This is a genomic window from Chordicoccus furentiruminis (genome assembly GCF_019355395.1).
GTDB lineage: Bacteria > Bacillota > Clostridia > Lachnospirales > Lachnospiraceae > Chordicoccus > Chordicoccus furentiruminis.
This window is the reverse complement of record NZ_CP048829.1, coordinates 2,683,635-2,708,770: the sequence shown is the minus strand read 5'-3', so window position 1 is coordinate 2,708,770 and position 25,136 is coordinate 2,683,635. Positions and strand designations below refer to the sequence as shown.

The following is a 25,136-nucleotide window of genomic DNA, read 5'->3' as shown; positions in this document are numbered from 1 at the left end:
CCGGTCACCTCCGCGTCTTCAGCCTGACGGACTGCGCGCGGGACATGCAGCCTCCCGCGGCGCCCTCTGATGGAATCACGCCTGGAAGTAGTAGCCTAGGACAAATAATTTGTTCATTCTCTTCCCACATTAAACTGAATTAAGCTGCTGTTTTCTCCGTAAAATGGTCGGTTCGTTGTCCTTTCCCATTCCGAATTACTCCGTTTCAAGCCGCCTTCTTTCTCCTTCTGAGACTCTCACTTTTCGGTGAGAAAGTTTTGAGAAAGTTGCTTCACACAATGAGAAAGCCGAGAGTGAAATTGAGAAAGTCTTTCTCAGGCGAAATCGACAATGCATCCATCCTTCTGTCCTTGTAATTGTATACTACACTGTGCAGGGGATTTACTGCAAGGATATTTTTTTCAATCATATTCGTTCACTTTCCTGCTCTACCTTAACGTCCTCCTTCAGCATATATTCCGCTGTTTTCGAAAAACAGCCCTTATGGCGGAAACTCTCCAGATGCTCTCTGTCCCAATCCGAAAGAGGCTGTTTTGCAATTGCATTCTGAATTGTCTCAATATCCATATGGTATGGAATGGCACGTCCCTCTGTGCTCTCACTGATTAATCGGAAAATTCTGAATCCTCCCACATCGATATCAGACCAGTGAGAAATCGTCAGGTCCGGGTTATCTTCCGCAATTCGCTTAAGCAGTCTCTGAAGAAAAGGAGAAGGCATTCCCCCGGTATAGACTTTTAGAGTGGACGGTTCTGAAAAATCATTATATGTTGTAAGGTTTTCAATCGTGATCAGTTTGCTGTCCCGGATCCTGATATGAAGATAGCTAGCCTCTTCATCGGAAAAGAAAGCATAGGAACAGCCGCATGTATGGATTGTGCCATTCGGAGTCGTAATTTCGGCATTTCCTTTCATCGTCTCTGAAAACGGATTTTTTGATACCCCGAATAGCTCATATACTTTTTTCCCGGACTGCTCGGCCTCATCTAATAACAGGTCCCAGTCTTTCTCTTCATCACTCATCAGAATTCTGCGGATCGCGGTGCAGATCCTGCTTTCATAATGCTCAAATGTTTTGGAGCCCCCATAAACAGATGCGGACAGATTGCGGACGAGGATATTTTGCTGCAGCTCGCCATTGCTGATCACCGCATCTGCTCCCTTAATGATCTGCAATCCATTCTCGATATCAGAAGATCCAAAGCTTTTTGTTTTCATCCACACAGAGTCTTTCCCAAATGGCCGCAGAAGTATGTTGTGCAGATATGCTTTAGTCTGGGGCATAAGACTGCTGCTTTCCAGGAGTTTCCTGATTTCAGACTGGAGAAGAAGTTCCGACTCTTCCCGATCCGTATAGCCGTATCTGCCGTAGAGTCGGCAGCCCTGTTCTCTGCTGATATCCGCACGATAGACGACTGCATGCGGATTTCTTACCCGCTTCAGCTTCAGCAGCCCCGCTGATTCCAGTTCTTTCAGGGCATCATTTATTGCGGTTCTCCTTTCCATAGAGAGGAGATTGCTTCGTTTTCCAGAATAATCAGGTTCTCCCACCGCATCAGCAATATTGGCAGCGGACAGATACACATTTTCCCCGCGGCCTTGATATACTTTGCGAACCGCTGCCGCTTCAATTCGCTTTCTGTAGTCTGTCATCCTCCACACCCTCTTTTCCCGACTTTCGAACCCCCGGCACTATCTTCATCTGATGTCTATATGGACCGGATTTCGGTGTGGAAACAACATACAGCCTGTCCACATATGGGTTCAAAGCCTGACTGTAATTGAACATAATGGTCTGCACGTCTGCATCGCGCAGCATGCCGACAAAGCTTCGGGCATTTTCATCATCCATTCCTTTTGTTGCTTCATCGCAGAGGATAATACGAAGCGAATCGTCAGAATAAACCTGGCATGCCATTGTCCCAATATACAGGAAATACCTCAGCGTCAGTTGCTGTCCGTTTGATCCCATCGAACTGTTGTTGTCCAGATTTCTTGCACGTGCGGCAGGATCATTCCCCCTGTACATCAGCGGGCAGGTAATATAGGATGTATAATCAAAAATACGGTCAAAATCCGCTCCCTGTACTGTTTCAGCTTTCTTCTTCAGCTTCTCGATCACAGCCTGAACCAGATCACTCATCTCCCCGTTGAAAATATCTCTTGCAGCGCGGATAATATCGGCGTCTTCACTCATAATATCGTTCATGTCGCCGATCCAGTACGTGATCCCGCCAATTGGATATTTCTGAATAAACCGATTATATTGATTCCGCATGCGTCTGGCATTCGCTTCGTCCTCTCCCATTGTGTCCAGCAGCCCTGTAAACTGTTTTTCAAGGCTTTCAATCAGCGCCTGCATCTTCTCACGCTTCTGCTGGTCCATCCTGACATCCATCTTCTTCAGCTGTTCATCGATATACCGGTAATTATCCTGGCTCTCCGGATTGTCCATTACCAGAAACAGGGAGGTCCTCTCCTTTACGTGAACCGGCATTGTCTCCCATACGTCCCGGACGACTTCACAGCTCTCACCAGCAATTTTCTTCAGCGATTCCATTTCACTTTCAAGCAGGCTGTCTATATTAGGATTGAACCGTCCCGCCCATAACAGGACCTCGGAGATATCACTCTCCGGAAGAATATTCAATTCAGGAAGTCCCTCCATCGTCTTTTTATTTTCTGCTTTCCTGCTCTTCGCAAAATTCAGATTATTGATATCCCCCTGCTTGCGCGTCTCCGTTTCAGTTCTGTCATTCTGCTGTTTCCGGAGTTTTTCCGATAGTTCTTCGCTCCTCTGCTCTATTTCCTTCTTCCGCTCCTCAAATATGCGGTGGGCTTCTCCTTTCAGGATCTGTTCGTACTCCTGCAGTGTTCTCTGATAGTCTTCTTCTACCAGAGCGAGATCCGCAAAGGCATCTGTCTCCCGAATGCGGCATCCGGTCATCTGCATGTATATGCTGTCCGCGTGTTTGCAGAGCCTTTCCGCAGAAGCCATCTTGTCTTTGACTGTTTGAATGGCGGCCTCAGTCTCCGCAATCTCTACTCTGAGCTTTTCTCGTTCGCGTTCCCGCACCTCCTCCCCGATGAACAGCCGCATCTGAGAAAGGTCCTGTTCACGATAATACGATCCATTGCCATTCTGGTGCTGTCCATTGATCCGAAGAGCGTTCTTCGTGGAGACATATTCCTCATTCGTCTCTGCCATCAGACAGTCACCGCAAGTGCTGTAGAGATAATCATCTGCATGACTGTCTGTGATCTCGAGTGCACTATAGACGCTTCTCTGTACAGGTTTGACGCTCCTCCGCCGTGTCTTCAGGATTAGTGTACTGGAATCACGTCTTTCGGTACGGAAGTCATGTTGAATCGCGCATGCAAGCCTGTAGTTTTCCGGCGACACGACAATTCCAAACAGATTACGTCCCAAAAGGACTTCTATCGCCGGCTGCCACTTTTCATCCTTCACTCCGGCTATGCACTCGTACAGAATATGTACTTCCTCACCAACTCCCTCTTTTTGAAACTTTTCATTAATCAGATCACGTATTCTGATTGCGGAGGCCACATCTCCCCTGGCTGGTCTTCCACCCTGAAGTTCATGAAGACGGTCCGTTTTTTCATTCAGATCCTCTTCCAGCTCCTGCTTCCTCTGCCGCGCTTCTGAAGTTTCTTCTGCTTTCCGGTTCTGAAAAACCCTGTATAGATTACTGACTGTATCGATCGCTCCATCTGGATCAATTCTCTGTTCGCCTATAAGCTCAAGCAGAGAATCGGCCATACTTGCATATCTTTCATATTCTTCCTGGCACTTTTCCAGACGCAGCTTTTCTTTTTCGATGCTGTCCAGTTTCTCTTTCAGCTGCTGCTCCTCCTGGTTCGATGCAATCAACTTGTCGCGCTTCGCCCTGAGCTCTCTTATCTCCGCCTGAATTCTGATAATCTCATTACCAATCAATTCAAGTTTCTTTTCAGCGGCAGCTATGTTGGTCTGGCTTGTTGAAATGAGGGTATCTGCTCCTTCATCGATGATATAGGGAGTCAGGCGTTCCAGAATATCTGCCTTTTCTTTTTTCTTCGCATAGTCGGTGTAATATTTACAGTATCTTTCGTAAAAAGAACGTTCCTCTTCATAGTCATCAAAATCACGCTTCGCTTCCTTGTACTGATCAATAAGCTCCCTACGCTCGCCTGCGATCGTTACAGCAGTAGGCTTCGGCAAAATAGAAGTTTTAATAAAGCTCTGGAATTTATTTCCCCTGGCTCCCTGCAGGCTTTGATTGGTCAGCAAGTTGATCATGTACTGTTTGTACATCTTCATCGCATATTCATCATTGATGAACTCGACATTATATTTTCTCTGTGCAAAAAAATCCCGGAACGCTGCAGTATGCGTGGCTCAGTCACATTTTCTGTGTGATGCAGGGTTCCGGTCATAGTCCCGACGGCTGATGTCGAAGATCTTCAGGAAGAAGTATTCGTCATCTGGATAGCCATAGCCCTGCCGCCTGAGTGTTTTGATCTTGTTGTTCAGTCCTTCGATCTTTCCGGCTGAGATCCGGTAAGTCGCATGGGCAATGATACCTTCAAAGTGGTTTTCAATCAGGCGGCCGAACCACCGCAGATGTCTGTTCCCTGTGGCGAAGCAGATATCTATGGTCTCAGTCATCATCTCCGCCATGACTACTTCACTGGTCTGCCGGTACGCCTCGCTGAGTTTCTCCTTGATGAGATCCAGCGTGAACAGGAGCTCGTTTTCCGCAAGGAGCGCGTCATACTTTGCCTCATATCCGGACTTCCGGATGACCTCTTCCTTATTGAAGAGACCGCCGCCCTTTGACAACACTTTGCCCTCAGATGCTTCCTGATCCTTCCGCTGAAGGGTCGAGCGGCTGGACGTAAGGATATAGCGGGTGCGCTTGAGTGCCCTGGCTGCTTCGAGGTTTCCTTCTTCAGTGAGCCGTCTCTGCTCATCGCGCCGGACTTCGCTGACCACCTTATCATTGAAGTTTTTGACGATGTGGAAGTAGTCGAATACCGGCTGGATCCATTCGCAGCGCTCCTCGAAGGCCTCCTGGAAATCGGAATTCATGTCGCAGGCGACAGCTTCTACGCTTTCCATCCACTCCATCCCGACATGGTCAATGAAGTCGTAGACGACCTGCTTCTTCTTGCCGTGGCCGATCCAGAGGACGTGGCCGCGCTCCATGTCGATGATGTGCGTAGCGTAGCGGTGCCCGTTATGCAGCTTGAACTCATCGATACCAAGAAACTTTGCCTTATGTTCCGGCTTACGCAGCTTTTTGCCGTCAATCGTATACGCATCCTGCAGGCGCTTTTTATCGATTGCCTTGACAACGTTTTTCCCAAGGCCGGTGATCTCGGAAACCTGCTTGAGTGTATATGTTCCATGAGCCAAAAGATCCCGGGTGTACTGGTACAGTTCTTCCGTGATCCGGTGCCCATCCGCTTTAAAAGAGATGAACTGGGAATGTGTCCCGCCGCATTCCGGACACCGAAACTGGTTATGCGGAAACACAACACTGGAGAGATTCCCGCCGATGCAAAGATGCCGCAGAGTGATCTCCGGATGCTGGTTCACATGCATCCTCGCGCCGCACTCCGGACAGACCGTTTCTTCCGGAGGGACATCCAGCGTACCGTGGTAGCAGAAGACTTTTCTGCCGGATACCGCTTCATGAACGGTAGTCTCCGTATTATGGAAGCCATACAGGCAGCACGGAATCATCAAAAAATCTGTTGATTCTGCAAATGTGAGTTGTCCGTCAGCCTCAGGTCGGATATACTGCATGATGAAGGGTCTCCTTTGGATTGTGGTATCTCATCTTGCCAGGATGATACGTACAACCTTACAGGATGATCCTTCTTTTATTCAAGTGTAAAGGTGCAAAGTGTTATAAGCAGGCTGTTCTTAGGCTCCTGAGCCTGAGGCATAGAAACAGCCACCCTGCGAAGCAGGGCCTGCCCTTGGCGGGTTCTGGCAGAAACGCTATACTGAGCAGCCGATATGGTGAAGAAGGCAGGCTGTTCTTGAGTTCTTCACCGTCGGCACTTAAGCCGCAGCGTTTCTGACAGGTTCAGTCAAGGGTGGCGTACGTAACCAGTAACCATCAAGCACACAGAAAAAGTGATTGACCCGTATGCGTAGTATATTTCGTGATATCCGGATCCGAATAGCAGATGTCTTCATCCTGGGCCATCTGATTATTGCCACGTGCCCCGATCATCTCAAGCGGTTTTCCTATGACCGAAAAGAATGTCCTTGCCGGTGTATCATTTCCTGAGGAAATGATCCGGACACCCTGAAGAATGTACAGACCGTCATCGTCGAGAAGCTCGATAATGATGTAACTGATAATTCGGCCGGTCCTCTGCGGAACTCCTTCCACTTCCCATCTCACTCCGGTCCGAATCTCTCTCTTATTGTCGCTTGTCAGACCCAGTACATCCTGATTAAAAAGGATGATGCCGAGCAGGTCAGCGATCGTTGATTTGCCGGAGCCGTTTTCTCCACAGAAAAGCGTAATGCTCTGAAAATCGGGGATAATCATGGACCGAATGGACATATAGTTTTTTACAAACATGCGATTCAGTTTCATCTTCATTCTCCCTTCCCCGGAGGATTATCATCAAACAATGAAAGCTGCATTGCTGAAGCCCCATCTTCGTCTGATTTTGGAGGTTTTTTCTCCTGACGGTTCTCTTCTTCACTTCTCTTCTCAAGCCAGGGATCAATGATATCCCTGCACCGTTCTTCAAGTGTCTCCCGGTCCATGCAGAACATGATTCCAGGATAAATCTCGATTCTCCGATCCTTCTGGTTCAGACGAATCATCGAGTATCCCGCAAATGGAATGAGTCTCTTTTCAATTGCCTTGATTGATCCGTACAGACCATTTCGTCCGATTAGGCTCGGATCGTCTGAGATGTCCCTTATCTTCAGCTGAAAGTCATTGTAGGAACAATCTACAACATGCGTTGATCCGGCTGCGACATCTTTATCAAGATAGAGCTGAAGAAGAGCAATATAAGTTCTCATCTCTTCCGCATCAAACTTTTTCCGAAGCATGTTTGGCTCAGAGGACAAGCCGACAATTCCGGCGACACCATATGTCTGGTTTATCATAAGTCCGCAGTCATCACACAACAGAGCTGATTCAATCAGTTCTCTGTTCTGCAGAATCGCATTAAAAGCCTCGTGCTCGGTCTTGTTTTTTGAATCATATAGAAAAGTCCTTTTTTTCAGCCTCTGAAGCGCCTCGAACGCTTCTCTGTTCGACTCTCTCCAGCTTTCGTTTTTTTCATCCATCTTCACGATCCTCCACAGCTGCAATCATCACATCCGGATACAGATAACTCCCATCTTCCGTCTCCCTTACAACCGTACCTACACCATTCTGCACCAGATAGTAGCAGACACCAGCATCAGGATTCTCTGCCTGCAGATCCTGTCTGCCAAAATGACCATAATAAAGAATTCTGTTCAGTGTCTCAACGACTCCCCACTTGTAATCGCCCCTGTCCGGATCTAATGATAGAATATCCCTGATATGACATTGACTTGTTGATTGAAACACCTTCCTCATAATCATATTGACTGCAGTAATATCGCTTTCGTCATCGTAAGGGACTTCCTCATCGTTATATGTTCGTATTTCTATCTTATCCGACTGGCCACCGGAAAATGTTTCCAGTACCTTTAGAGAGCATTCATCATGAAAGCCGGGATATCCAATTAGATTTACAATTCCGTCTACCTCATTTCCTGCATTGAGATACTGAAACATTCTGTTCAAGTATCCTGATATGGAAAGGCGCATGCCATGCATGGAAAGATTATTCACACACTCCCTGACATTCCCGATCAGAACACCTACTTCATTGCGTATTCGTTCAGAACGCCGGTTATACTGTTTAACCGCCTGGTATCCCAGAAAACTGAGTTTTTCGCGTATCCCAACGTTCAGCCGGATATACAGGTCGTGATCACTCTCCTCAACAACTTCCGGATTAAAGACAGACATCGCTCTGTCTTGATCTATTTTTTTCCTGACAATCTCATCCAGAATCTGTCTGTTCTCTTCTTTCAGAAGTTTCCTTGAGACAGATTGAACCTTCCGCAGATTGACCAGGTAGCCGAAACGTGTATCAGAGCTTTGCGAGATCATGATATACTGCTTAAAGTATTCCGAGTTAAATACCCGATTGACCCAATCCGCATTGCCAATATGTTCTCCCCCTTTTGCACGATTCTGATACTCCTGAACAAAGTCGGCAAACTCATCCGCGAAATTGTCAAGATGGTTTAGTTCTTCCTTGAATCTGACATATACACTGTCGATCTTATCGTAATTCTGTGCGTCCTCCGGTCTCCCATATACACCCTTCATTGTTCCGCTCATACTCAGAAAATTTCTGGCATTAAACGATGGCTTGTCCAGTTCAGCTGTATTTTTTAGGAATGTAAGCAGTTCCCGGCCTATACTACGGATGTGAACATAGGACACCAGATTTCTTCCGGTATCATCATAATCCATAACAGTTTTTATAAGACCGCGATTCTCGAGAAGATTCAGGATCCGATAGGATGTAGCGAAACGCTTTTTCTCCGGAGAGGAAATATCCTCATCTGCCAGAACAGGTCCGTTGTCCTCTGAAAGATCTCTCAGGATCTCTGATATATTGAACTGGCGAAGCAGATCCGAGACCCCATTCCTCAATGCATCAAATGGAACCGTCCTCGACGGCTCTGATTCGACTTGTCCCGCAATATACAGAAAGCAGGACATATAGATTCGGGAGTTTTTGCTCCGCCCGAACAATGAAAGAGCATCGAAAACAGACTGAGAAACGGTAAAAGCATATTCGTTCGCTGATTGATCCATACTCATGATATATCTACCCTTCCGGTATATTTGTAATTCAATTCCGATAGTTGAATTATCGCAAATACACTGTCCGTTTATTCGTACATACGATGTGTTTCTTATATATTACGATATTTATCCATATATTCAAAATTATTTTGGTGACACTTGCTCGTTTACATAATAATGCACAATCTTCTGATAATATTGTCCCCAATTTATGTTCTCTCACTTCAGTGTTTTACATCTGATATAATGTGTGGGACAAAAAAAGAAAAGGGCTATAGACTGTCAGAACTTTGTGACGTTTGTCGGTACTATGCTAGTTACCTGACTGCCGTCCAAATTCATGTATAGAAATGTTTACTGTGAGCAGAAAGGACATAAAATATGAATTACGATGAAGCATCAGAATACTGGACCCGCAAAGAACTTGATTCAAAACATCACCCGAAGGCAAAAGAACATCTCCTGAATTTTATTGCAAGCCACCATATCTGTGTACTCGCGACCGGATCAGGTGATTTTGTTCGCTGTACTCCCATCGAGTACAATTGGGTGGACCATGTTTTCTGGCTTTTCTCCGAAGGCGGACTGAAGTTTCGCGCGCTCAAAGGAAATAAGAATGTCTGCCTGGCAATTTATGATGAAGTCAATGGCTCCGGATTCGGACACCTCCACAGCGCACAGATCAGCGGGACAGCCGAGATCATCGAGCCTTTTTCCGACGATTACAGAAAGCTCTTTGAATATAAACACATTCCGGAAGTAGCAATTCAAAAGCTTCCGGAGCCAATCCACCTGATTCGGATCGTCCCATCGGAAGCAGACTATCTGAATTCCGATCTCAAGAAAGAAGGATATGATTCAAGACAGCATATCCTGTTCTGAATCATTCTGGAAGAGCAACATCGTGAAGCTGCATCTGGATTCTTCTCATGCTCTGCGAGAATTCCATGGACGCGCAGATGAAGGAGCTTCGGCTGCGCGTCCTGGCAAAATTCCGCCTTGGTGGAATTGATTCTATCAAGAATCGAGTGTTCAGATGTCAACGTACGGGACAGGCCATCGTTTTCTCAGCTGGCTGCTCAACTTGATGAGCCGGCATTTTCGCATTCGCCATGATATACTGCTGTTTTTCCAGATTGAATGCTCCATAATACCAGTTAAAGAACTGTTTTGTAGGTATACGTATTGTCTGTGAAGTAAGCCGCATGACCGGAAATGGACAATCATCGGAGGAAAGGAGTTTATAGAGACTGTTTTCCCCAATTCTTAAAAGATGGCCTACTTCCCGGGGCAGTAGAAAAGCTGTCTGCTGCATATCTTCAATGGATCTGAATTCCTTAAGGTTCATATTATTTGTTTTCTTTGGCATGATTTATCTCCTCCGTTCCGATTCTTTAATTTCACAGATTAGAGTTTTTTTGGAAATCTCCTCAACGCTTGGTGCAGAAATTTCGTATTTTCTGGTGTAGTTTGCGATCAGCCACTCGGAAATCTTTTCCGCATCAGCACAGGCACGGAAAAATTCGTTGTAATCGTTCTGGATAACACCGATCCAGGAACGTAGATAGTCTGAATGATCTTCGTAGTGTTCTCCCGACAGCGGAATCCCAAGATCTGTCTCCGTGAAAAGTGCCCCTATCTCCGCCCTGAGTTCTTCCTTCGCATAGCCTTCGGAGCCAAATGGTCCTCCAAATTTACGGTTCAGTCTCGACGGTGCCCCGGTCATATGCGATAGTTCGTGCAGAAGTGTCTTTGCGAAACTGGTCTGGTCCTTGAACTGGCTACGGAGCGGCAGATAAATCTCATCTGAAGCTGGGCTGTAGAAGGATCTGTCCTGTGCAATCTCATGGATCGGGCACTCGCTTGTATCGATGATCCGGTTGATAATCGTATCAATCTCCGGCTCCGGACACTCATTTCGGCTGAAACTTGGGAAATCCTGCACCTGCTCGGCGTTGAATACCCGAAAAAAAGAGACCTGCGGCCTCTCCAGCTGCACGGTCTCGAATGATACATTTCCGTTCTGATCCTTCACTTTCTTCTGTTTCTCGAAGATCCATTTCTCACAAAGAACGCCATGTTCTCCCTTCTTGATGAAATAACCCTTCTCCGAATACTGCCTTGCGGTTGCCCATCGCGGGTCCGTATAACCATGTTCGACGACCATGGCCATCAGCCGCAAACGGTTGCCTCCTTTGTACTGTACCTTTGACAAAGGATTCTGCGGCCGGAGCGACGCCCGGTCCCACTCCTCTTTGTTGAAGAAATATCCCTGTTTCATCATTCCGATGATTTTGTCAACCAGAGCCTTCCGCTCATCCATTACGATTTCAAATGCTCCCGGCATTGTCTTCCCCCTTTCTGGGCATGAAAAAGCCTCCGGACATTTCCTCCGGAGGCATGCTGCCAATCTGCTTTCGTATCTTCATTCTTCCATATCTGTTCAGTCGTCAGTCTTCCGTTTCTGTTTCGGTCTCACATACTGCATCCTCAGCATCGATCGTTACGGTCTGCATATCCGTGATCTCTGCGTTACCATCGAGATCCTGATAAACCGTCACCAGATCATATTCCGGCACTACTGCCGTTACACGCATCAGTGCCATGTAATTGATGCCAGTTACAGTCTGACTGCCAAGATAGGCGACCGGCTCATAATCTGCCCCCTCCAGAGACTCGAGTGCCTTATCGAAGGTAATCGCCTTATCGAAGGCAGTCTTCACATCCTCATTTTTTTCAAAGCTCACATCGCCTTCATTAACGATATATCCACCCTGGGCATCACTGTCCCCGCTGAAGATTTCCTTGTCGCCGGTGATCTCCGCGTTGCCATCGAGATCTTCATATACCGTAATGATCTCGAAGACCGGTTCGGCGTCCGGAACGATAACTGTTCCTCTGCATAGGATGCTGTAGTTTGTTCCAGCAACAACCTGGCTTCCGAGAACTGCGATCGGTTCATACTCGTATCCTTCCAGCCCGTCTGTTGCCTTTTCAAAGGCTTCCTTTGCATCTTTGTTTTCTTCATCATCGAAGGAAAGTGCTCCGCTGTTGATCTCCCATCCGCCAACAAGCAGGATAGACGTAGGAGCATCCGCGCCTCCAATGATCTGAACATCTTCCGATGCAGCTTCCGTCTCTGCAAATGATGCCGGAGCCATTACCAGAGATGCCGCGCATGCCATAACCATCATCTTCCTTACGAAATCCTTCATGATATTTCCTCCACTGATTGTTCTATGATTTTTGCCAGGCCCGTCTGCAGCTCCCTTTCTCTTGTCTTCACTATGTATACAGTCAGGAAGGCGGAAATGTTGCACCGGATATAGCGTGATAGATTCCCAGATATTCCTTCTCCACTTCCTGAAATGGTCTCCATCCATAGGAAATTTCGATATGTATCTCCGGCTTCGGTCCGATGTCCTCATTCAAGAGTTCATGCATATCGTACCAGAGCATGGCATTATCAATCCTCTTCATCTGCAGGTATTCTTCCTCTGTCAGATTTGATCCAAGGAATTTCGTATACAGGACGGTAAGCAGATGATCTTCCGCTTCTCGGTATCCCGGAAGGTTTCTCTTGAAAGGTCTCGGAACATCCGACATATAACATTCGGAAGCGTCGTGAAGCAGGCAGGCCAGGATCATCCGGTCCGGAAGAGACAAAGCTTCCGCTTCCCGCGCACAGTTGATACAATGCTGCCCCACGGAGAAAAAAGTCTTCACATGACCATTTCCACGGCAGATCAGAGGCAGAGCATGCGCAATGTCCTCGATCCGGAAATCTTCCGGTTTCGGATCCAGCGGGTTCATATGGATTCCGGAATGTGTTGTGATGCAGTCAGCCTGATTCCCCATCTTTATTCACTACCTCATGGTATTTTCTTGAACGGATTGTTCAGTTCCACTGCTTGAAGTACCCGAAGATGATTCTCCGCCGCAATCTGCTCAGCTATTTTTACCCCTTCAGGATTCCACACAAAATCTGCTCTATGGGCATCTGCTCCAAATATCGCGGTGCAGCCTTCCTCTCCTGCGATCTTCCAGAAAGCGGGATTCGGATAATTACGTTGTGTTGTTATTCCGAGCAGGTTGATCTCCATGGGCATCTGCATACGTTTAGCCATTTTGCAGAGCTTTCTCATCCAGAAATCATAGGCCTCCGGATCTCCCGTGAAGTGAAGAACATCGGGGTGGGCCAGATAAGTAAAACATCCCGTCTCCATCGCACAAATCACCTGTGTAACATACCGCTCCAAAAGCTTTTCATCCTTTGTTTCTGCAAAAGATGATGGTTCTCCGAACCGGTTACCCAGCCAGTGCTGCCCCAGCAGAAAGTACTCAATCGGAAACCGGGAAGCATACCTGACAAGTTCATCGAAATATGCCGGATAATATTCTACCTCAAGCCCAAGGTGGATCTCAATATCATCCTTATATTCCTCCCTGAGCTTCAGGATGGTATCCACATAATCCTCAAGCTGATTCATCCTCATCTTATCCGGATCAACCAGCCCATCTGGAAAAGGGTACGGGGTGTGGTCCGAGAACCCTATGATCTGATAGTGTCCGATTGCCGCTTCGATATATTCGCGCTCGTTGCCTGTAGCATGATTGCATCGCCAGGTATGCATATGATAGTTCGCGATCATGACCCTTACCTCTTGTTCACGTTGTATCCGATTACAGATCCAACGATGCCGCCGATGATATGTGACAGGTTGGACACGTTATCCCTCACAAAGATTCCATCAACGACCTGCTGTCCGATGAAGATAATTGCAATCAGAATAAAGCTGAGCGGGATTTCCCCGTCATGGAATCCTGTGAAGGAAGTCAGCAGAATGAACGCAAACACGACACCGCTGGCGCCGCAAAGGACAGTATTGGGGAAGAAAATGTAATTGACAACTCCTGTCACGGCTGCGGTGATCAATATGGCAGAACCGATTTTCTTCGAGCCATACTTCTCTTCCAGCATAGGTCCTAGGAGCAGGATGTACATCATATTTCCCGCATAATGCTGCCATCCGCTATGTCCCAGCACATGAGTGAAGAATCTTAGGTAGGTCAACGGAGACAACAGCGATGAATGATAAGTCGAGAACAGTAGCGAATTGTTGCGTCCCCTGGTAAGGATATTCAGCCCCAATACAACCAGGCTGGCAAGTGCAAAGCCAAGTGTCACCGGAGCATTAAATGTAATCTTAAGCTTCTTCATTGATCTTTCCGTTTTTCTGTTTTAACAGGTTTCCATAAACATTATTCTTTTCGAATCACCACCAGTATACTACAAAGCATTGCCTCATCGTTTCCCTTCTTCCGAATGACCTTCCGGAAGGATCTCCTCCCGCATCTCCAAATCCGTAAGGGATACGATGTCCCCTTCGTCTGTGATGCCGTACTTTTCCGAAAGCTCTTCCCGGATGTCCTTATTCTTTGCCATCAGCTTTCTCCTTCCTGATTCGTTCATATTCGCGGGTCATCTGCTCACTGTCCATCGTCAGGGAGTAGAGATACTCCAGCTCATCTTCGTTAAAGCCGTTCTGGATTGCCTGGACGATGATGTTGATCTGGCCCGCGCTTAGCTTCCCCTCTTTAATGATGTCCAGGATGCGTTTTGATACATCTGCGGAGGGCCCGGCTCCCTTCTGATCGGCAGTCTTCCGTCCAGCAGTTTTCTCATGCTCAGCTTTCTCTGCTGCCTGTTTTTCTGCCTTCATCTTCTCCTCCGCTTTTTCTGCTTCCATGACAGCTCCGCAATCTTTCAGCCATCGCTCCATCTCCTCCGTCGTCAGCTGTTCCCCGGTCTTTGCCCTTGCTTCTTTCTCCATCCTGTCGATATCATCAAAACTGATCTTGTCCAGCGTTTCAGAATCAAGATAGATAATCCGCACCGGTTCTCCCTCTTTCTGCTTGTTTCTGAAATATTCAAGATCCTTCTCTGTCAGATACTGAAGATTATTCACGCCTGACCCTCCTCCTGTAAATCTGTTAAAGATCCGCCTCTTCTACATTCATCACTTCATTTCTCTTCTGGAACAGATCATCCCATTCCTCTTCTTTCCCAAGGGTAATCTTCCCGTCTTCCAGATAGCCGCAGATCGGATAGCGGATCAATTGCTGGCCACCTGCAAACACCCGGTCTGGATTCTCAAGCGAGAAAACAGGATATGCTTCCACCTGACCATTTGAATACTTGTGAAGGAAAGAGCCCAGCATCTGAGTCCCTGCCAGGTATCTTCCTTCAAGATTATCAAGCTTATCGAATATCCTGGACTGCCTGAAGACTCCCATGTACTGCTCGATCTGGTAGAAATACGACTCGCAGTCTGCATCTTCGCCCTCCGCATCGATATAGAAATGGATCTCATCCTTCTCTTCCTGGGACTTCCGTTTCCGCTCGCTCACATACGGTCCCAATGCCGACGATGCGATGAATTCCGGCAGCTCGAGTGTATGGAACTTGTCATCCATAATTGGGTTGCAGCCGCGGATGAAGACCAATTCCTTCTCGTTATCCATCCTGCGGACCTCATCCGGCGTCATCAGCTCACGGCCGACCACATCAAAGTTGCTGCTTGCTGATCCTTTGCTTCCCAAAGATTCACTTGAAGAACGCTTGCCCAACGTATACTTACCCAGCATCTCCGTCATGTACTTATGCGTCTCAGGTTCATTTCCTCCAAGGTAGATCATGGTATCGCAGTTGCCGATGATGGCCTGCCAGGTGTCCTTGAACAGGGCCTGCAGCTGCGCTCGATTCTGGAGAATGATATTGGCGGACATGTTCCTGCTTCGCATGGTGGAAATGATCTCTGTGAAGCCATCCGGAAGCGGTGTATTTGCGAATTCGTCCATCCAGAATGCCACATGGATCGGCAGTGCCCCGCCATACTTGAAATCTGCGATATAGTACAGTTCCTGAAAGATCTGAGTATAGAGGAGACCTATCAGGAAGCTGTAGGACTTGTCGTTGTCCGGGATGATGCAGAACAGGGCCGTTTTCCGGTCCGGGTTCTCATAGATTCCTTCGCCGATTGCCCGGATGTCGATATCATCATGGTCCAGGATCTTCAGAATCTTCGGGTTCTGAAGATAGGCAAGTCTCGCATGAGCGGAAATGATGATTGACCGGATCGTGTCCTTGGCACCGCTCCGCACTTTCAGGTATGCCACCCTGGCCGGATGGTCATCGGGAAGCACTTCCATCATCTGGTCCAACTCCGACAGGTCTCCTGCTTTCTCCGCTACCCTCGCTTTGTTCAGCAGATCCATCATCTCGCGAATGGTCGCCGGCTTCCCATGCTTCGGGCATTCATACCAGACGTAGGACATGATTGCCTGCAGGTACAGGGAAAGAGCGGAATCCCAGAAGGGATCCCCGCCCTTTGCGTCCTTGGGTCTTGTATTGTTCATCATGTTGGTGACCAGCTTGATGATGTCATTGTCCGAGCGGATATAAGCGAAGGGATTATACCCATCCGAATCGTCCATATCGACAAGGTTGAAGGAAACGATACGGTAGCCTTCCATCTCAAGACTGTTGGCAAGTGCTCTCCGGAGTTCGGATTTCGGATCTGTGATCACCAGGGAGCTTCGAGCCCCGGCCAGGATGTTGGGCATAATCAGCCGGAAGCTCTTGCCTGCGCCGGACCCGCCGATGATGATGACGTTGTTATTCAGCCCTGTCCTGTGGGTATCCAGGCTGATCCGCAGGTTCTGGGACAAAATCTTGTTATTTGCAGGGTCCGGGTCCGCCAGCTTTCTGTTTACCTCTTTGCAGGTGCCGAAGCTGGCTGTCCCGTACTCTGTTCCCGGCTTCACATCCCGGTCCATTGATGTCACTCTCAGGAAAATGACAAACCAGATGATTCCGCAGATCAGGATGGCTTTCCATGTCCACGGAGTGACCCGCAGTGGAAATGAGTGAAGCAGGTAGTGAAACAAAAGCGGTTTCAGATTATCCAGCCTAACCTCATTTCCGTACATGAGCCCGATGCAGTAGCCAAGGTAAACCGCCACAGGAAGGAAGCAGAGAAAGAAGATCACGTTCAGTTTCCGTTTGGGATTCTGCATGTTCTCTCATCCTCCTTCCTCACAGCTTCTTCTCAAAAGGCGACGGTTCCTGCTTTGCGCCGCTGTTCAGAAGGCTGCTCAGATTCTCCAGGGCACTGGTCGGTCCTTCAAGGCCTCCGTGGCTTGGTCCGGTAGTCTGATCTCGATTCTGATCACGACTCTGCTCATGGGTCATCTCTCTGGACCCGACCGTCGTCTGACCGGAATTTCTGTTCAAAGCCGCCTCCTTCACCAGCCCGATCACAACCGGTCCTGCCAGTGTCTGGAAAGTAGCTGTCCGAAAGTCTGTCACCGTATAAGCCCGGTCACGGAAAAGCGCCGCACCAAGATTCTTTTCGCTGAATCCCTTGCCCGGCAGCACTGCATCCTTAACTGGAATGAATACGGTCCGGTTCTGGTCGATCCGGTACTCGGCAAAGTTCTTCCTCACCTCCACCGGCGGCCCGCTGATCCACTGGTACTGCTGCTGAAGTCCCTGGCAGTCCAGATCACGCATACGGACCCGGACATCCCCAAATGCCTCTTTCAAGTCCGCCACCTGCTGCTCGGGAGCCTCCATGTTTCTGGAATACTGCACCGTTTTCTCCGAAGTCCTCTCCTTCTTTTCGGTAAATGGGTCCGGCACTGACTTTGACAGGTCCTGCGCTTCAGGTGTCAGTTCCCCGTTTCTGTTAAAAGCTGTCGAGAGGTAATCCTTCTCACTGAGCATCCCCAGATAAGTGTCCTTATAAGGCCCCATCGCATGGTCGATCAGAAGAGCTCTCACCTTGGGAGCATCCGAAACAGCAATGGCGTATTGGGTACGGCCATCCCCTCCGCACAGGTCCGGCATCTTCGCAAACAGGATTCCATGCTGCTTCATTTCCTTCTGGATCTTCTTCAGTTCCTTCTTGTCCTCGCTCCCGACGTTCACGTACATCATGTCATCGCCCTTGATCGCCCGCAGCCTGCCAAGACGGGCCTTCCCCTTCCATTTCGAAAGACGGATCGTATTGATCAGCTTCGCAAACTGGATCGCCGCTTTCAGACTGATCTTCCCGAGAAGGTAAATTGCCTTGCCTGCCACGACCACAATCTGGGTAGCGTCCGCGACTTCACTCATCTGCCTTCCTCCTTTCTTACGTTCTGTAAATGTTTTTCATTGCACTTTCTCCCTGTCTGTGTTACAGTAACCACCGAACAAAAAAATATGGTCTTATTGGAAACGCACATTCTTTTCAGGATGATAACGAACAACACATGGTGATTGTTCTTACCGTCAACTGTTTATCTGAAAAGGAGTGTGTATTTTTATGCCCAAAACAAAAGCTCAGGATGCTGCCTTCACTGCGATCATGGCCACCATCATGGTCTATGGAATGATTGTCTACAATGTCGCTCTCAACACCGGAGGTGTTACCAATGCAACCTTCGGAATGGCTCTTCATGAGCTCCCGATCATGGGGCCGATTGCATTTATCCTTGAGTTCTTCGTGGTCGGCAAGATTGCCAGAATACTGGCATTCCGGGTCATGAGACCCACAGACCGTCCACAGTTCATCACCTACGCGACCTCCATCTGCATCTGCTGCATTATGTGCCCGGTCATGAGCCTCATCGCGACCATTCTGTTCAAAGATTCAAAAACCTTCGGGACCTGGATCCAGACCTGGGGAATGAACTTCCCGATGGCCCTTCTGTACCAGATGTTCTACTGCGGTCCGCTTGTCCGCCTGATCTTCCGTCTGATCTTCAGGGAGAAATCTTCAGGCAAGTCTGGAAAGTGATCACAGCCGCGGTCCACACTCTGCCGGCGTCAGATCCTCCGGCAGAGGGCCTGGTTCAGGCCCTGCCGGTCCAGACTGACTCCTGTCCTCTCTTTTCTCCAGCTTCTTATCCTCGTAAGCCTTTACAATTATCTCTGTCATACGTTTCCGGATACCCGGTGAGACGGGGCCCGCAACGTTCTGATAGCGGTCCCCGTTTTTCTCATAAGGGTAAGATACTTTCAGTTCCCCATCCCTCTCAAAGATACGGACCCCGTCGATTTTCACGAGACCGGCATAACTCACCGTAGCGTAGGCTCTGGTCTCATCCTTTTCATAAAGTCTTACATCGACGGTCAGGTCGAGCGGTTCCTTCTCAACCTTCATCTGCGCAACCACACTCTTATTGACCGTATCTGTGATTGCTTTGCGAAGATCCTTGTCCTTGATCATGACGACCGGCTCCCATTTGTCTCCCTTCAGCTTTTCCGGAAATGAAACAAAGGAATAAGTCTTGCCGTCCTTGTCTGCCTGGATAACCTTCACGTTGTGGATCACGATCTTCTCATCCAGATATACGTCCCCGGATGCAAGGATCTTATCTGAAAAAATCGGTTTCATATCTGCCCTGATATTCATCTGCCTGCCTCCTTCTTCTCCGCTGCTCCTTTAGCGGAATCATTCTTCTCTGTGCGAACTTCCGCACTGCCTGCTGCCGGATCCGTTTCTATTGACGGCTCCATTTCCGGGATTCCTTCCTTCTTTACTGCCTCCGCGACCTGCTCCGGAGTCACCTCATAGAAATAAGTCCGTCCCTTCATCCCGGACAGAGTACGGTCGATGACCGTGGTCAGCTTCTTCAGCCAGACTGCCCGGTCCCGTTCCTGCTTTGCCCGGATCTGCTTCATCCTGCGGTTTTTTCTGTCCTCCAGTGCCTGCCGCTTTTCCTTGGCCTTGCGGATTTCTTCCTCGATCCGCTTCAGTTCTTCATCCATGCAGGCACCTCCTTACCAGCCCCAGATAAGGTTCATCATGCTGGTGATAAATACCTCTCTGGAATAGATCATCAGTCTTCTGCAGCTTCTTGCCTGCTTCTCTGTAAGTCCGTTCATCCTCCTTCTCCTTTCCTGTCTTCATGAGCGCCTTCCCATGCAAGCATGGGCGACGCGTTGTTGCTTGTCGCCTGCAAAAATGCCACTAGGCCACTTCATAGACCTGATGGCAATAACATCAGCCAATGTAATGTCCGGCAACCTGATCTCTGTTTCCTCAGCGGATGATATTCGGGTCGAGTTCCTGTTCCTTCTCAGGTGTTTTCTCCTTATTCAGTTCCGGTGCTCCTGGGCAGAGAAGAATCTTCCGGTCCGGATCATAGACATGAGCGAAGTCGGAGAGCTGATCTTCCGGGTCGACCTGCATCTCATTGATCGAGCTGACCATATCATCCAGTGCTTCGATCGATGCTCCCAAGGTCTTTGGAAGAGCCATCACCTCATGGATGGAAGACGGCAGAATGAAGAATCCTTCCGGCATCTTCTTTGAGATCTGTTCCATGACATTGGGAATGAAGACTGCTGCCGCGCCATGGACCATGGACTGCGTTGTCAGGACCAGAAGCGGGATCTCATTTGAGAGTTCTCTGCCTTCTTCGTACTCCTCGTCATAATCCTCGTCATAGTCCTCATCGTAATCGTCGCGGTCTTCGTCATAGTCTTCCTGACGATCCGGCTTGGAATCTTCCTCCCACCAGTTGCGCTCCTCATCCTTGCGGTCTGCTACATTCCTGTCATCGGAAGGTTCCCGTGCAGATGAGACAGGCTCGTTGAGCAGGTTCGTGCGCTCAAGCTTTTCCTTCTGTTCCGGTCTCGGTCTCCCAGTCGTCGTAAAGCTCCCAAACACATCAGACATCTTATTGAGAGTCGGCTTGTCATTTTTGAGTGTGTTCTCCACAGCTGTATCAAAAAGCTGTTTCTCACTTACACCGAACAGTTTCATCATGCTGTTCGTTACCAGGATGCTGCCATCCGCCCCGCCCGGGCCGGCAAGGTAGATCCGGTAAGTACAGGCGATATCGCCCATCTCCCTGTGCGGAACAGTCTCCAGAAGCTTTTCATTTCTTGTAAGACCAATCGCGCTGAGGTGGACCTTATCCTTCACAGCCTTCCAGTCACCAAGGTCCTGAAAGTCAGATGTACCAATCGGATTGAGCCGGAGATTCTCAAGAGCGTCGGCACCCTGACGGGCAATGTTCTCCAGCGCACCTCCCATCGTCATGCTGCCGCCCGACACGGACCGGTAGAAATCATTCAGGTAAACAACCGGTCCGATATTGGAGCCCGGCATGGTGAGGGTCAGTCCGACCATATCCCCAAGGTTCACCTTCCGGTTGGTCTGAAGGCGCAGCTTCGCTTCCTGAAACTGAGGCGGCAGATAGTGGACGACATTCCTCTCAACTGCATTGCAAAAGTCTTCGAAATTCATCATCAGATAATCCTCCTTGTAAATGTTCCCCGCGTGCGAAATGCTGCTCCCTGCAGTCTGCTTCGCACGTCAGGGCAAAATAAAAGCCCCGGCGCTCCTGCCGCGGCTTCTTCATAAGGTATGTTCCGGCTGCCGGTCCGCAGCCCGCTCCAGTTCCCTCCAGTCTCTGTCAGGGAATTCCATGACGCCCCGGTCCCTGAGACTGGTGTATGCTCTCTCCCTTGTCCCGATGATCAGGTGGTCCAGCACTTCGATTCCCAGGATCTTTCCGGCGCTGACCATCCGCTCTGTCAGGTCAATGTCCTCCCTGGATGGTTCCAGTTCTCCGCTTGGATGATTATGGATCAACAGGACTGACGAAGCATTCGACAGGATCGAGGACTTGAAAACTTCTCGCGGATGGACAACGGTATAGTTCAGCGTCCCGACACTGCAGATATCCAGGTTGATGACCTGCAGATGACAGGTCATGTTCAGGATCATGAAAACCTCCCGGTCCAGGTCGCCGAATTCTCTTGTGATCAGATTCACTGCTGCCTCTGGCGTAGAGACGGGTGTCGGAGAGACCAGTGTCCGGTCCGGGATCATACGGATACGAACCAGGTCAAGCCCTCTGTTTGTCTCGTCCATCGAAATACACCTCCATCATCACACCGTCCGGCATAGCCCTTACGAGCTCTGTGATAAAAAATGAATCCACACAAGGGATAGGGACTGCATCGGGACTTTCCTCTGAACAGAAATGTCTGGCGGCGGTCTGCATCTTTCCGTTTTTCTTCTCCTCGTCCATCGCTCACCTCTTCATATAAGAAAGCATCACCTGCATGTTTCCGAGAGAAATCTTCGGATCACAGAGTTCTTTCAGACCGGAAAGGGGGATGCCTGCCCTGTCAGCTTCCTGGATCAAGGCAATCTGCTGATCACTGTAGCGGCGGTCACAATAGACCTTCTCAAGAAATTTCTTTCTGCGCCTCTGACCCCAGCCACAGAATCCTGAAGCTGCTTCTCTCTTCCCTGTTCCGGATGTGCGAGCTGGACTCTTATCCGATGTTCCTGACTCGGATACACTGGACGGAATCTGATCCGTTGCTCCTGCTCCGAATGCGTTGGACAGATTCTGATTCGATGCTCCTGCTCCGGAGGTTGCAGCTGCTACATTACCAAGGTCTTCCGCCTCGGATATTCCTACTTCTACTGTCTCTCTGGTAGCACTACCCATTGCCCTGTCCTCTCCAGCATCTCTGCTTCCTTCAGCTGTTTTCTCCTTCATCGCCTGGAGCTGCTGTCTGAGAGATTCATTTTCTTCAGTCAGCTTTTCGACCCGGACATTGAGCTTAAGCACTTTCCTGCCTGAGAGATCAAGCTGAGTTCGGAGCTGATGAATCTCTTCCATACGTTCGTCAGCTTTCTGCTGAGCTTCCAGATAGCTGTCCCGCAGCCTGTTTTTCTCTTTCTCCGCAGCTTCGTTCTCCAGCTTCGAGATCTGCATCCGGTACTGATCCATCCGATCCATCACAGAGCTGGAAAACTCCGTCTGCGAACGGATGAGTTTCTCCTGAGTCTGGTTCTGCGTTTTCACAAGTTCCGTCAGAAGCTGCATGCCCCGGCTGACCATGACGAAGTCCTGCGCCGGTGGTCTCTCCGGATATGCGGTGTCGGTTTTTTCCGAATCAGAAGAATCCTCCCGTTCCGTTTCCGCCGGATCCGATACCTGCATCCCCGGCATTGCCCAAACATCCTCGGCCATGTTTGCTGGATTCGCTGCTTCCGCCTGATCCGGCTTCTGATTCTTCGGCGGACGGCCTCTTCCTCTTTTGACCGGACCGGCAACCTGCTCCTCCAGTTTCCTGTCCTCATCAGAAACAGCTACCTCCGATTTTGCGGAAACCGTAGCCTGTCCACCTTCTTCTGCTTCAATGCTGATCTCTCCAATTTCCTTCTCGTTCATCTGATGACCTCCTCTTTCTCATTCTTGACTTTTTCCTCTGACCTTGCCGGAGCCTCCCTCTCCGGAACCTTCACCCTGTTCTCTGGTTTTCTGCTATTAATGGTTCTGTCTGTATCGTGATTAGAAATGTTCTCCTTCGCCATTTCCATCAGCTGGCGGTCAATTCCGGCAAGGAGACGTTCCCTGCTCTTTAACGTCCGAATCTGCTCTAGGCATCTTGACTTCTGCGCTTCAAGATCTGCCTCATAAGCCATTGCCCGCTCGATCGGCATTGTCCTCTCGATTTCCTTCTCCAGCTGCAGAAGCTCGGACTCCTCTTCCGGGGTACGCCTTGCCTTTTCCTTCAGTTCCTTCCACCTTCGGACATTCCTGCTGATACCACTTCTGTAAATTCTGGTCCTTACAGATGAGAGTTCCGACTGGACGGCTTTCCGCTCAATTCCAGACGCTTCCCATTTCTGCCGTAGCTCCTCCTCCGAACGGATATCTTCCCGGATCAGAAACTGCAGATTATCGGACAGTTCCTCCAGCTGCAGCACAGCGGACCGACTCCCTCTTCTTGCCCTGGGACCGGGTCTTCGGATCAGGCAGGTGTTTCTCCAGCTTCGGTAAAAACTCCGCTGGAAGGGAGTCATCTTCCATTTTCCAGAGCTGTTCTTCTTCAGAAATAGAAGGCGGCGAACCGTCTCCATATCTCCATACCTTCGATAGTCTTCAGGATCGACCGGATGACTTCGCACGAATTCGATTCGCTCCTGGATCTCCTCTTTCGAATATCCTCTGCCGAGTCTGAGGGTTCGTACCGCACGCTCCCTTCCTTCCGGTTTCAAAGACAGATACTTTCCGTCCCGGACAATGTAGCCCAGCGACTGCAGATATTTCAGAAATGATCCATACGAGGGGCTTCGCATGATTGCCTCGTCGATATCATCCCTCATGAGGTCGAACCAGTTGTGGATGTAAGGATGTTCTGCCTGCTGTTTCCCCGTTTCCCAGTTGTCCCTGGTATCTGGACCATCCTGTTTCTCCTTCCGTCTTTCTCTTCTCCGGGTCCATTCGCCATGGTCGACTGATGTCCTTTCCTCACCATATTCAAGCGGCGGCAGTCCGTACTTCTGGCAGACCCGGTCGGAGATCGGCTGGATCCGTTTCTCCCAGTCTCCCTTTGGTGAATGGTACTTGACCCCGTCGTCGACCGCGACCGAGTCAAAGACGATGTGCACGTGCATATGGTTCTTGTCCGTGTGGACCGCATAAGTGAAATAATACCTGCCGCCCATAAGATCCTGAGTAAAGTCCTCCGCAACCAGAGCGGCCGTTTTCGCATCAACCTTGCAGTCAGGTGGAAATGAAATCACGTAGTGAAAACCGGCACTCCCTCCGGGTTTGTTCCAGTAGTCCTTGTTGCGTTTCATGACCGCATAGGCATGGTCCGGACTGCTTCCTGCATTTCCCCCAATCAGGGCCGCCTTGTCCGGATTACAGATATAGCGGAGTGCTGCCTTCAGGCCTCCGGATGGGTCTCCCGACTTTCTCTCCTTAATCCGAAGAAGCTTCGTGACCGCCATACTCGCAAGCCCTCATGATTTCCCGGAAGATCCTGCTGCAGGTCTCTTCCAGCTCCTCCTGCCTCTCCCGGAGATTTCGCATCTCATAGCTGCTGACATATCCAGATGCGTTCGCCACGCGAGCGATCTGATTGATGTTTGTGCCGATCTTCGTGATGCTGTAGTCGAGCCGGTGAAGGCTGTCTTTGACCTCAGCCGGAAGCTCAGGTACTTTCGACCCGAAGACCTTGCTTCGGATAAATGCCGCCTGGCTCATCTTCGCCTTCCAGGCGGCGTCTTTCAGCATCTCCTGTTCTTTGTCCGTGAGCCTTAAAGTGATCCTGTTGGTCCGGCAGCCCTCAGGCTCCGGATAATAAATTCCGAATATCGTCATGATTTTTTCCTCCGTATTTTTTCGATTTTTTAGCAGAAAATTCCA

27 protein-coding genes are annotated in these 25,136 nt (G+C 49.2%); 2 read left to right on the top strand and 25 right to left on the bottom strand.

Going from position 1 to position 25,136, the window contains the following annotated elements:
• Positions 1-271: 271 nt before the first annotated feature.
• The 7 genes from G4C92_RS12340 to G4C92_RS12310 form a co-directional block, all read right to left on the bottom strand.
• The gene (locus tag G4C92_RS12340; protein ID WP_274940133.1) at positions 272-409 is read right to left on the bottom strand and encodes a hypothetical protein; all 138 of its coding nucleotides are present in this window, start codon (positions 407-409) and stop codon (positions 272-274) included.
• Positions 406-1,653 (bottom strand): Wadjet anti-phage system protein JetD domain-containing protein, encoded by a 1,248-nt coding sequence (locus G4C92_RS12335; RefSeq protein WP_274940132.1) that lies wholly within the window; start codon positions 1,651-1,653, stop codon positions 406-408. The genes G4C92_RS12340 and G4C92_RS12335 overlap by 4 nt, the downstream gene beginning before the upstream one ends.
• The gene (locus G4C92_RS12330; RefSeq protein ID WP_274940131.1) at positions 1,628-4,321 is read right to left on the bottom strand and encodes an SbcC/MukB-like Walker B domain-containing protein; all 2,694 of its coding nucleotides are present in this window, start codon (positions 4,319-4,321) and stop codon (positions 1,628-1,630) included. Before G4C92_RS12330 ends, G4C92_RS12335 begins: the two co-directional genes overlap by 26 nt.
• 78 nt (positions 4,322-4,399) lie before the next feature.
• Positions 4,400-5,749 carry an ISL3 family transposase gene (locus G4C92_RS12325; RefSeq protein ID WP_274940130.1) on the bottom strand — a complete coding sequence of 450 codons (1,350 nt, stop codon included), beginning with the start codon at positions 5,747-5,749 and terminating at the stop codon, positions 4,400-4,402.
• A 382-nt stretch (positions 5,750-6,131) separates the two neighbouring features.
• On the bottom strand, positions 6,132-6,620 hold the full coding sequence (locus G4C92_RS12320) for an AAA family ATPase (RefSeq protein WP_274940129.1): 489 nt from the start codon (positions 6,618-6,620) through the stop codon (positions 6,132-6,134).
• Between the two features lie 2 nt (positions 6,621-6,622).
• On the bottom strand, positions 6,623-7,330 hold the full coding sequence (locus tag G4C92_RS12315) for a DUF4194 domain-containing protein (RefSeq protein ID WP_274940128.1): 708 nt from the start codon (positions 7,328-7,330) through the stop codon (positions 6,623-6,625).
• Positions 7,323-8,906, bottom strand: coding sequence for a hypothetical protein (locus G4C92_RS12310; RefSeq protein WP_274940127.1), 1,584 nt, complete (start codon positions 8,904-8,906; stop codon positions 7,323-7,325). The genes G4C92_RS12315 and G4C92_RS12310 overlap by 8 nt, the downstream gene beginning before the upstream one ends.
• Before the next feature lie 372 nt (positions 8,907-9,278).
• Between G4C92_RS12310 and G4C92_RS12305 the strand changes: the two genes are divergently transcribed.
• Positions 9,279-9,779 carry a pyridoxamine 5'-phosphate oxidase family protein gene (locus G4C92_RS12305; protein WP_274940126.1) on the top strand — a complete coding sequence of 167 codons (501 nt, stop codon included), beginning with the start codon at positions 9,279-9,281 and terminating at the stop codon, positions 9,777-9,779.
• A 157-nt stretch (positions 9,780-9,936) separates the two neighbouring features.
• On the opposite strand, the gene G4C92_RS12300 is transcribed toward G4C92_RS12305, so the two are convergent.
• From G4C92_RS12300 to G4C92_RS12255, 10 genes are all read right to left on the bottom strand, one after another.
• Positions 9,937-10,266 (bottom strand): hypothetical protein, encoded by a 330-nt coding sequence (locus G4C92_RS12300; protein WP_274940125.1) that lies wholly within the window; start codon positions 10,264-10,266, stop codon positions 9,937-9,939.
• A 3-nt stretch (positions 10,267-10,269) separates the two neighbouring features.
• Positions 10,270-11,244 (bottom strand): ArdC family protein, encoded by a 975-nt coding sequence (locus G4C92_RS12295; RefSeq protein WP_274940124.1) that lies wholly within the window; start codon positions 11,242-11,244, stop codon positions 10,270-10,272.
• Positions 11,245-11,347: 103 nt separating this feature from the next.
• Positions 11,348-12,280, bottom strand: coding sequence for a cystatin family protein (locus G4C92_RS12290; protein ID WP_274940123.1), 933 nt, complete (start codon positions 12,278-12,280; stop codon positions 11,348-11,350).
• Positions 12,195-12,755 (bottom strand): HD domain-containing protein, encoded by a 561-nt coding sequence (locus tag G4C92_RS12285; protein ID WP_274940122.1) that lies wholly within the window; start codon positions 12,753-12,755, stop codon positions 12,195-12,197. The genes G4C92_RS12290 and G4C92_RS12285 overlap by 86 nt, the downstream gene beginning before the upstream one ends.
• A 14-nt stretch (positions 12,756-12,769) precedes the next feature.
• Complete coding sequence (locus G4C92_RS12280) at positions 12,770-13,549, bottom strand: histidinol-phosphatase (RefSeq protein ID WP_274940121.1); 780 nt, start codon at positions 13,547-13,549, stop codon at positions 12,770-12,772.
• Between the two features lie 5 nt (positions 13,550-13,554).
• Positions 13,555-14,118, bottom strand: coding sequence for a rhomboid family intramembrane serine protease (locus G4C92_RS12275; RefSeq protein ID WP_274940120.1), 564 nt, complete (start codon positions 14,116-14,118; stop codon positions 13,555-13,557).
• Positions 14,119-14,202: 84 nt separating this feature from the next.
• Positions 14,203-14,343, bottom strand: a complete 141-nt coding sequence (locus G4C92_RS12270) for a hypothetical protein (protein ID WP_274940119.1) — start codon at positions 14,341-14,343, stop codon at positions 14,203-14,205.
• Entirely contained in the window at positions 14,330-14,866 is a 537-nt protein-coding gene (locus G4C92_RS12265) for a hypothetical protein (RefSeq protein WP_274940118.1), read from the bottom strand. The genes G4C92_RS12270 and G4C92_RS12265 overlap by 14 nt, the downstream gene beginning before the upstream one ends.
• A gap of 25 nt (positions 14,867-14,891) precedes the next feature.
• Entirely contained in the window at positions 14,892-16,976 is a 2,085-nt protein-coding gene (locus G4C92_RS12260) for a VirD4-like conjugal transfer protein, CD1115 family (protein ID WP_274940117.1), read from the bottom strand.
• A gap of 19 nt (positions 16,977-16,995) precedes the next feature.
• Positions 16,996-18,078, bottom strand: a complete 1,083-nt coding sequence (locus tag G4C92_RS12255) for a DUF3801 domain-containing protein (protein ID WP_274940116.1) — start codon at positions 18,076-18,078, stop codon at positions 16,996-16,998.
• Between the two features lie 190 nt (positions 18,079-18,268).
• Here G4C92_RS12255 and G4C92_RS12250 point away from each other — a divergent pair, with 190 nt between their 5' ends.
• On the top strand, positions 18,269-18,742 hold the full coding sequence (locus G4C92_RS12250) for a DUF2798 domain-containing protein (protein WP_274940115.1): 474 nt from the start codon (positions 18,269-18,271) through the stop codon (positions 18,740-18,742).
• Here G4C92_RS12250 and G4C92_RS12245 read toward each other — a convergent pair whose 3' ends face one another.
• The 8 genes from G4C92_RS12245 to G4C92_RS12210 form a co-directional block, all read right to left on the bottom strand.
• A complete protein-coding gene (locus tag G4C92_RS12245) occupies positions 18,743-19,360 on the bottom strand; it encodes a septation protein SpoVG family protein (RefSeq protein WP_274940114.1) in 618 nt (205 codons plus the stop codon).
• A complete protein-coding gene (locus G4C92_RS12240) occupies positions 19,357-19,716 on the bottom strand; it encodes a hypothetical protein (protein WP_274940113.1) in 360 nt (119 codons plus the stop codon). Before G4C92_RS12240 ends, G4C92_RS12245 begins: the two co-directional genes overlap by 4 nt.
• A 274-nt stretch (positions 19,717-19,990) precedes the next feature.
• Positions 19,991-21,205, bottom strand: a complete 1,215-nt coding sequence (locus G4C92_RS12235) for a DUF5688 family protein (RefSeq protein WP_274940112.1) — start codon at positions 21,203-21,205, stop codon at positions 19,991-19,993.
• Between the two features lie 108 nt (positions 21,206-21,313).
• Positions 21,314-21,832 carry a JAB domain-containing protein gene (locus G4C92_RS12230; RefSeq protein WP_274940111.1) on the bottom strand — a complete coding sequence of 173 codons (519 nt, stop codon included), beginning with the start codon at positions 21,830-21,832 and terminating at the stop codon, positions 21,314-21,316.
• Entirely contained in the window at positions 21,807-21,992 is a 186-nt protein-coding gene (locus tag G4C92_RS12225) for a hypothetical protein (protein WP_274940110.1), read from the bottom strand. Before G4C92_RS12225 ends, G4C92_RS12230 begins: the two co-directional genes overlap by 26 nt.
• A 3-nt stretch (positions 21,993-21,995) precedes the next feature.
• Positions 21,996-22,691, bottom strand: coding sequence for a hypothetical protein (locus G4C92_RS12220; protein ID WP_274940109.1), 696 nt, complete (start codon positions 22,689-22,691; stop codon positions 21,996-21,998).
• A 455-nt stretch (positions 22,692-23,146) separates the two neighbouring features.
• Positions 23,147-24,718 carry a relaxase/mobilization nuclease domain-containing protein gene (locus G4C92_RS12215; RefSeq protein ID WP_274940108.1) on the bottom strand — a complete coding sequence of 524 codons (1,572 nt, stop codon included), beginning with the start codon at positions 24,716-24,718 and terminating at the stop codon, positions 23,147-23,149.
• Positions 24,690-25,091 carry a plasmid mobilization protein gene (locus G4C92_RS12210; RefSeq protein ID WP_274940107.1) on the bottom strand — a complete coding sequence of 134 codons (402 nt, stop codon included), beginning with the start codon at positions 25,089-25,091 and terminating at the stop codon, positions 24,690-24,692. Before G4C92_RS12210 ends, G4C92_RS12215 begins: the two co-directional genes overlap by 29 nt.
• Positions 25,092-25,136: the final 45 nt, after the last annotated feature.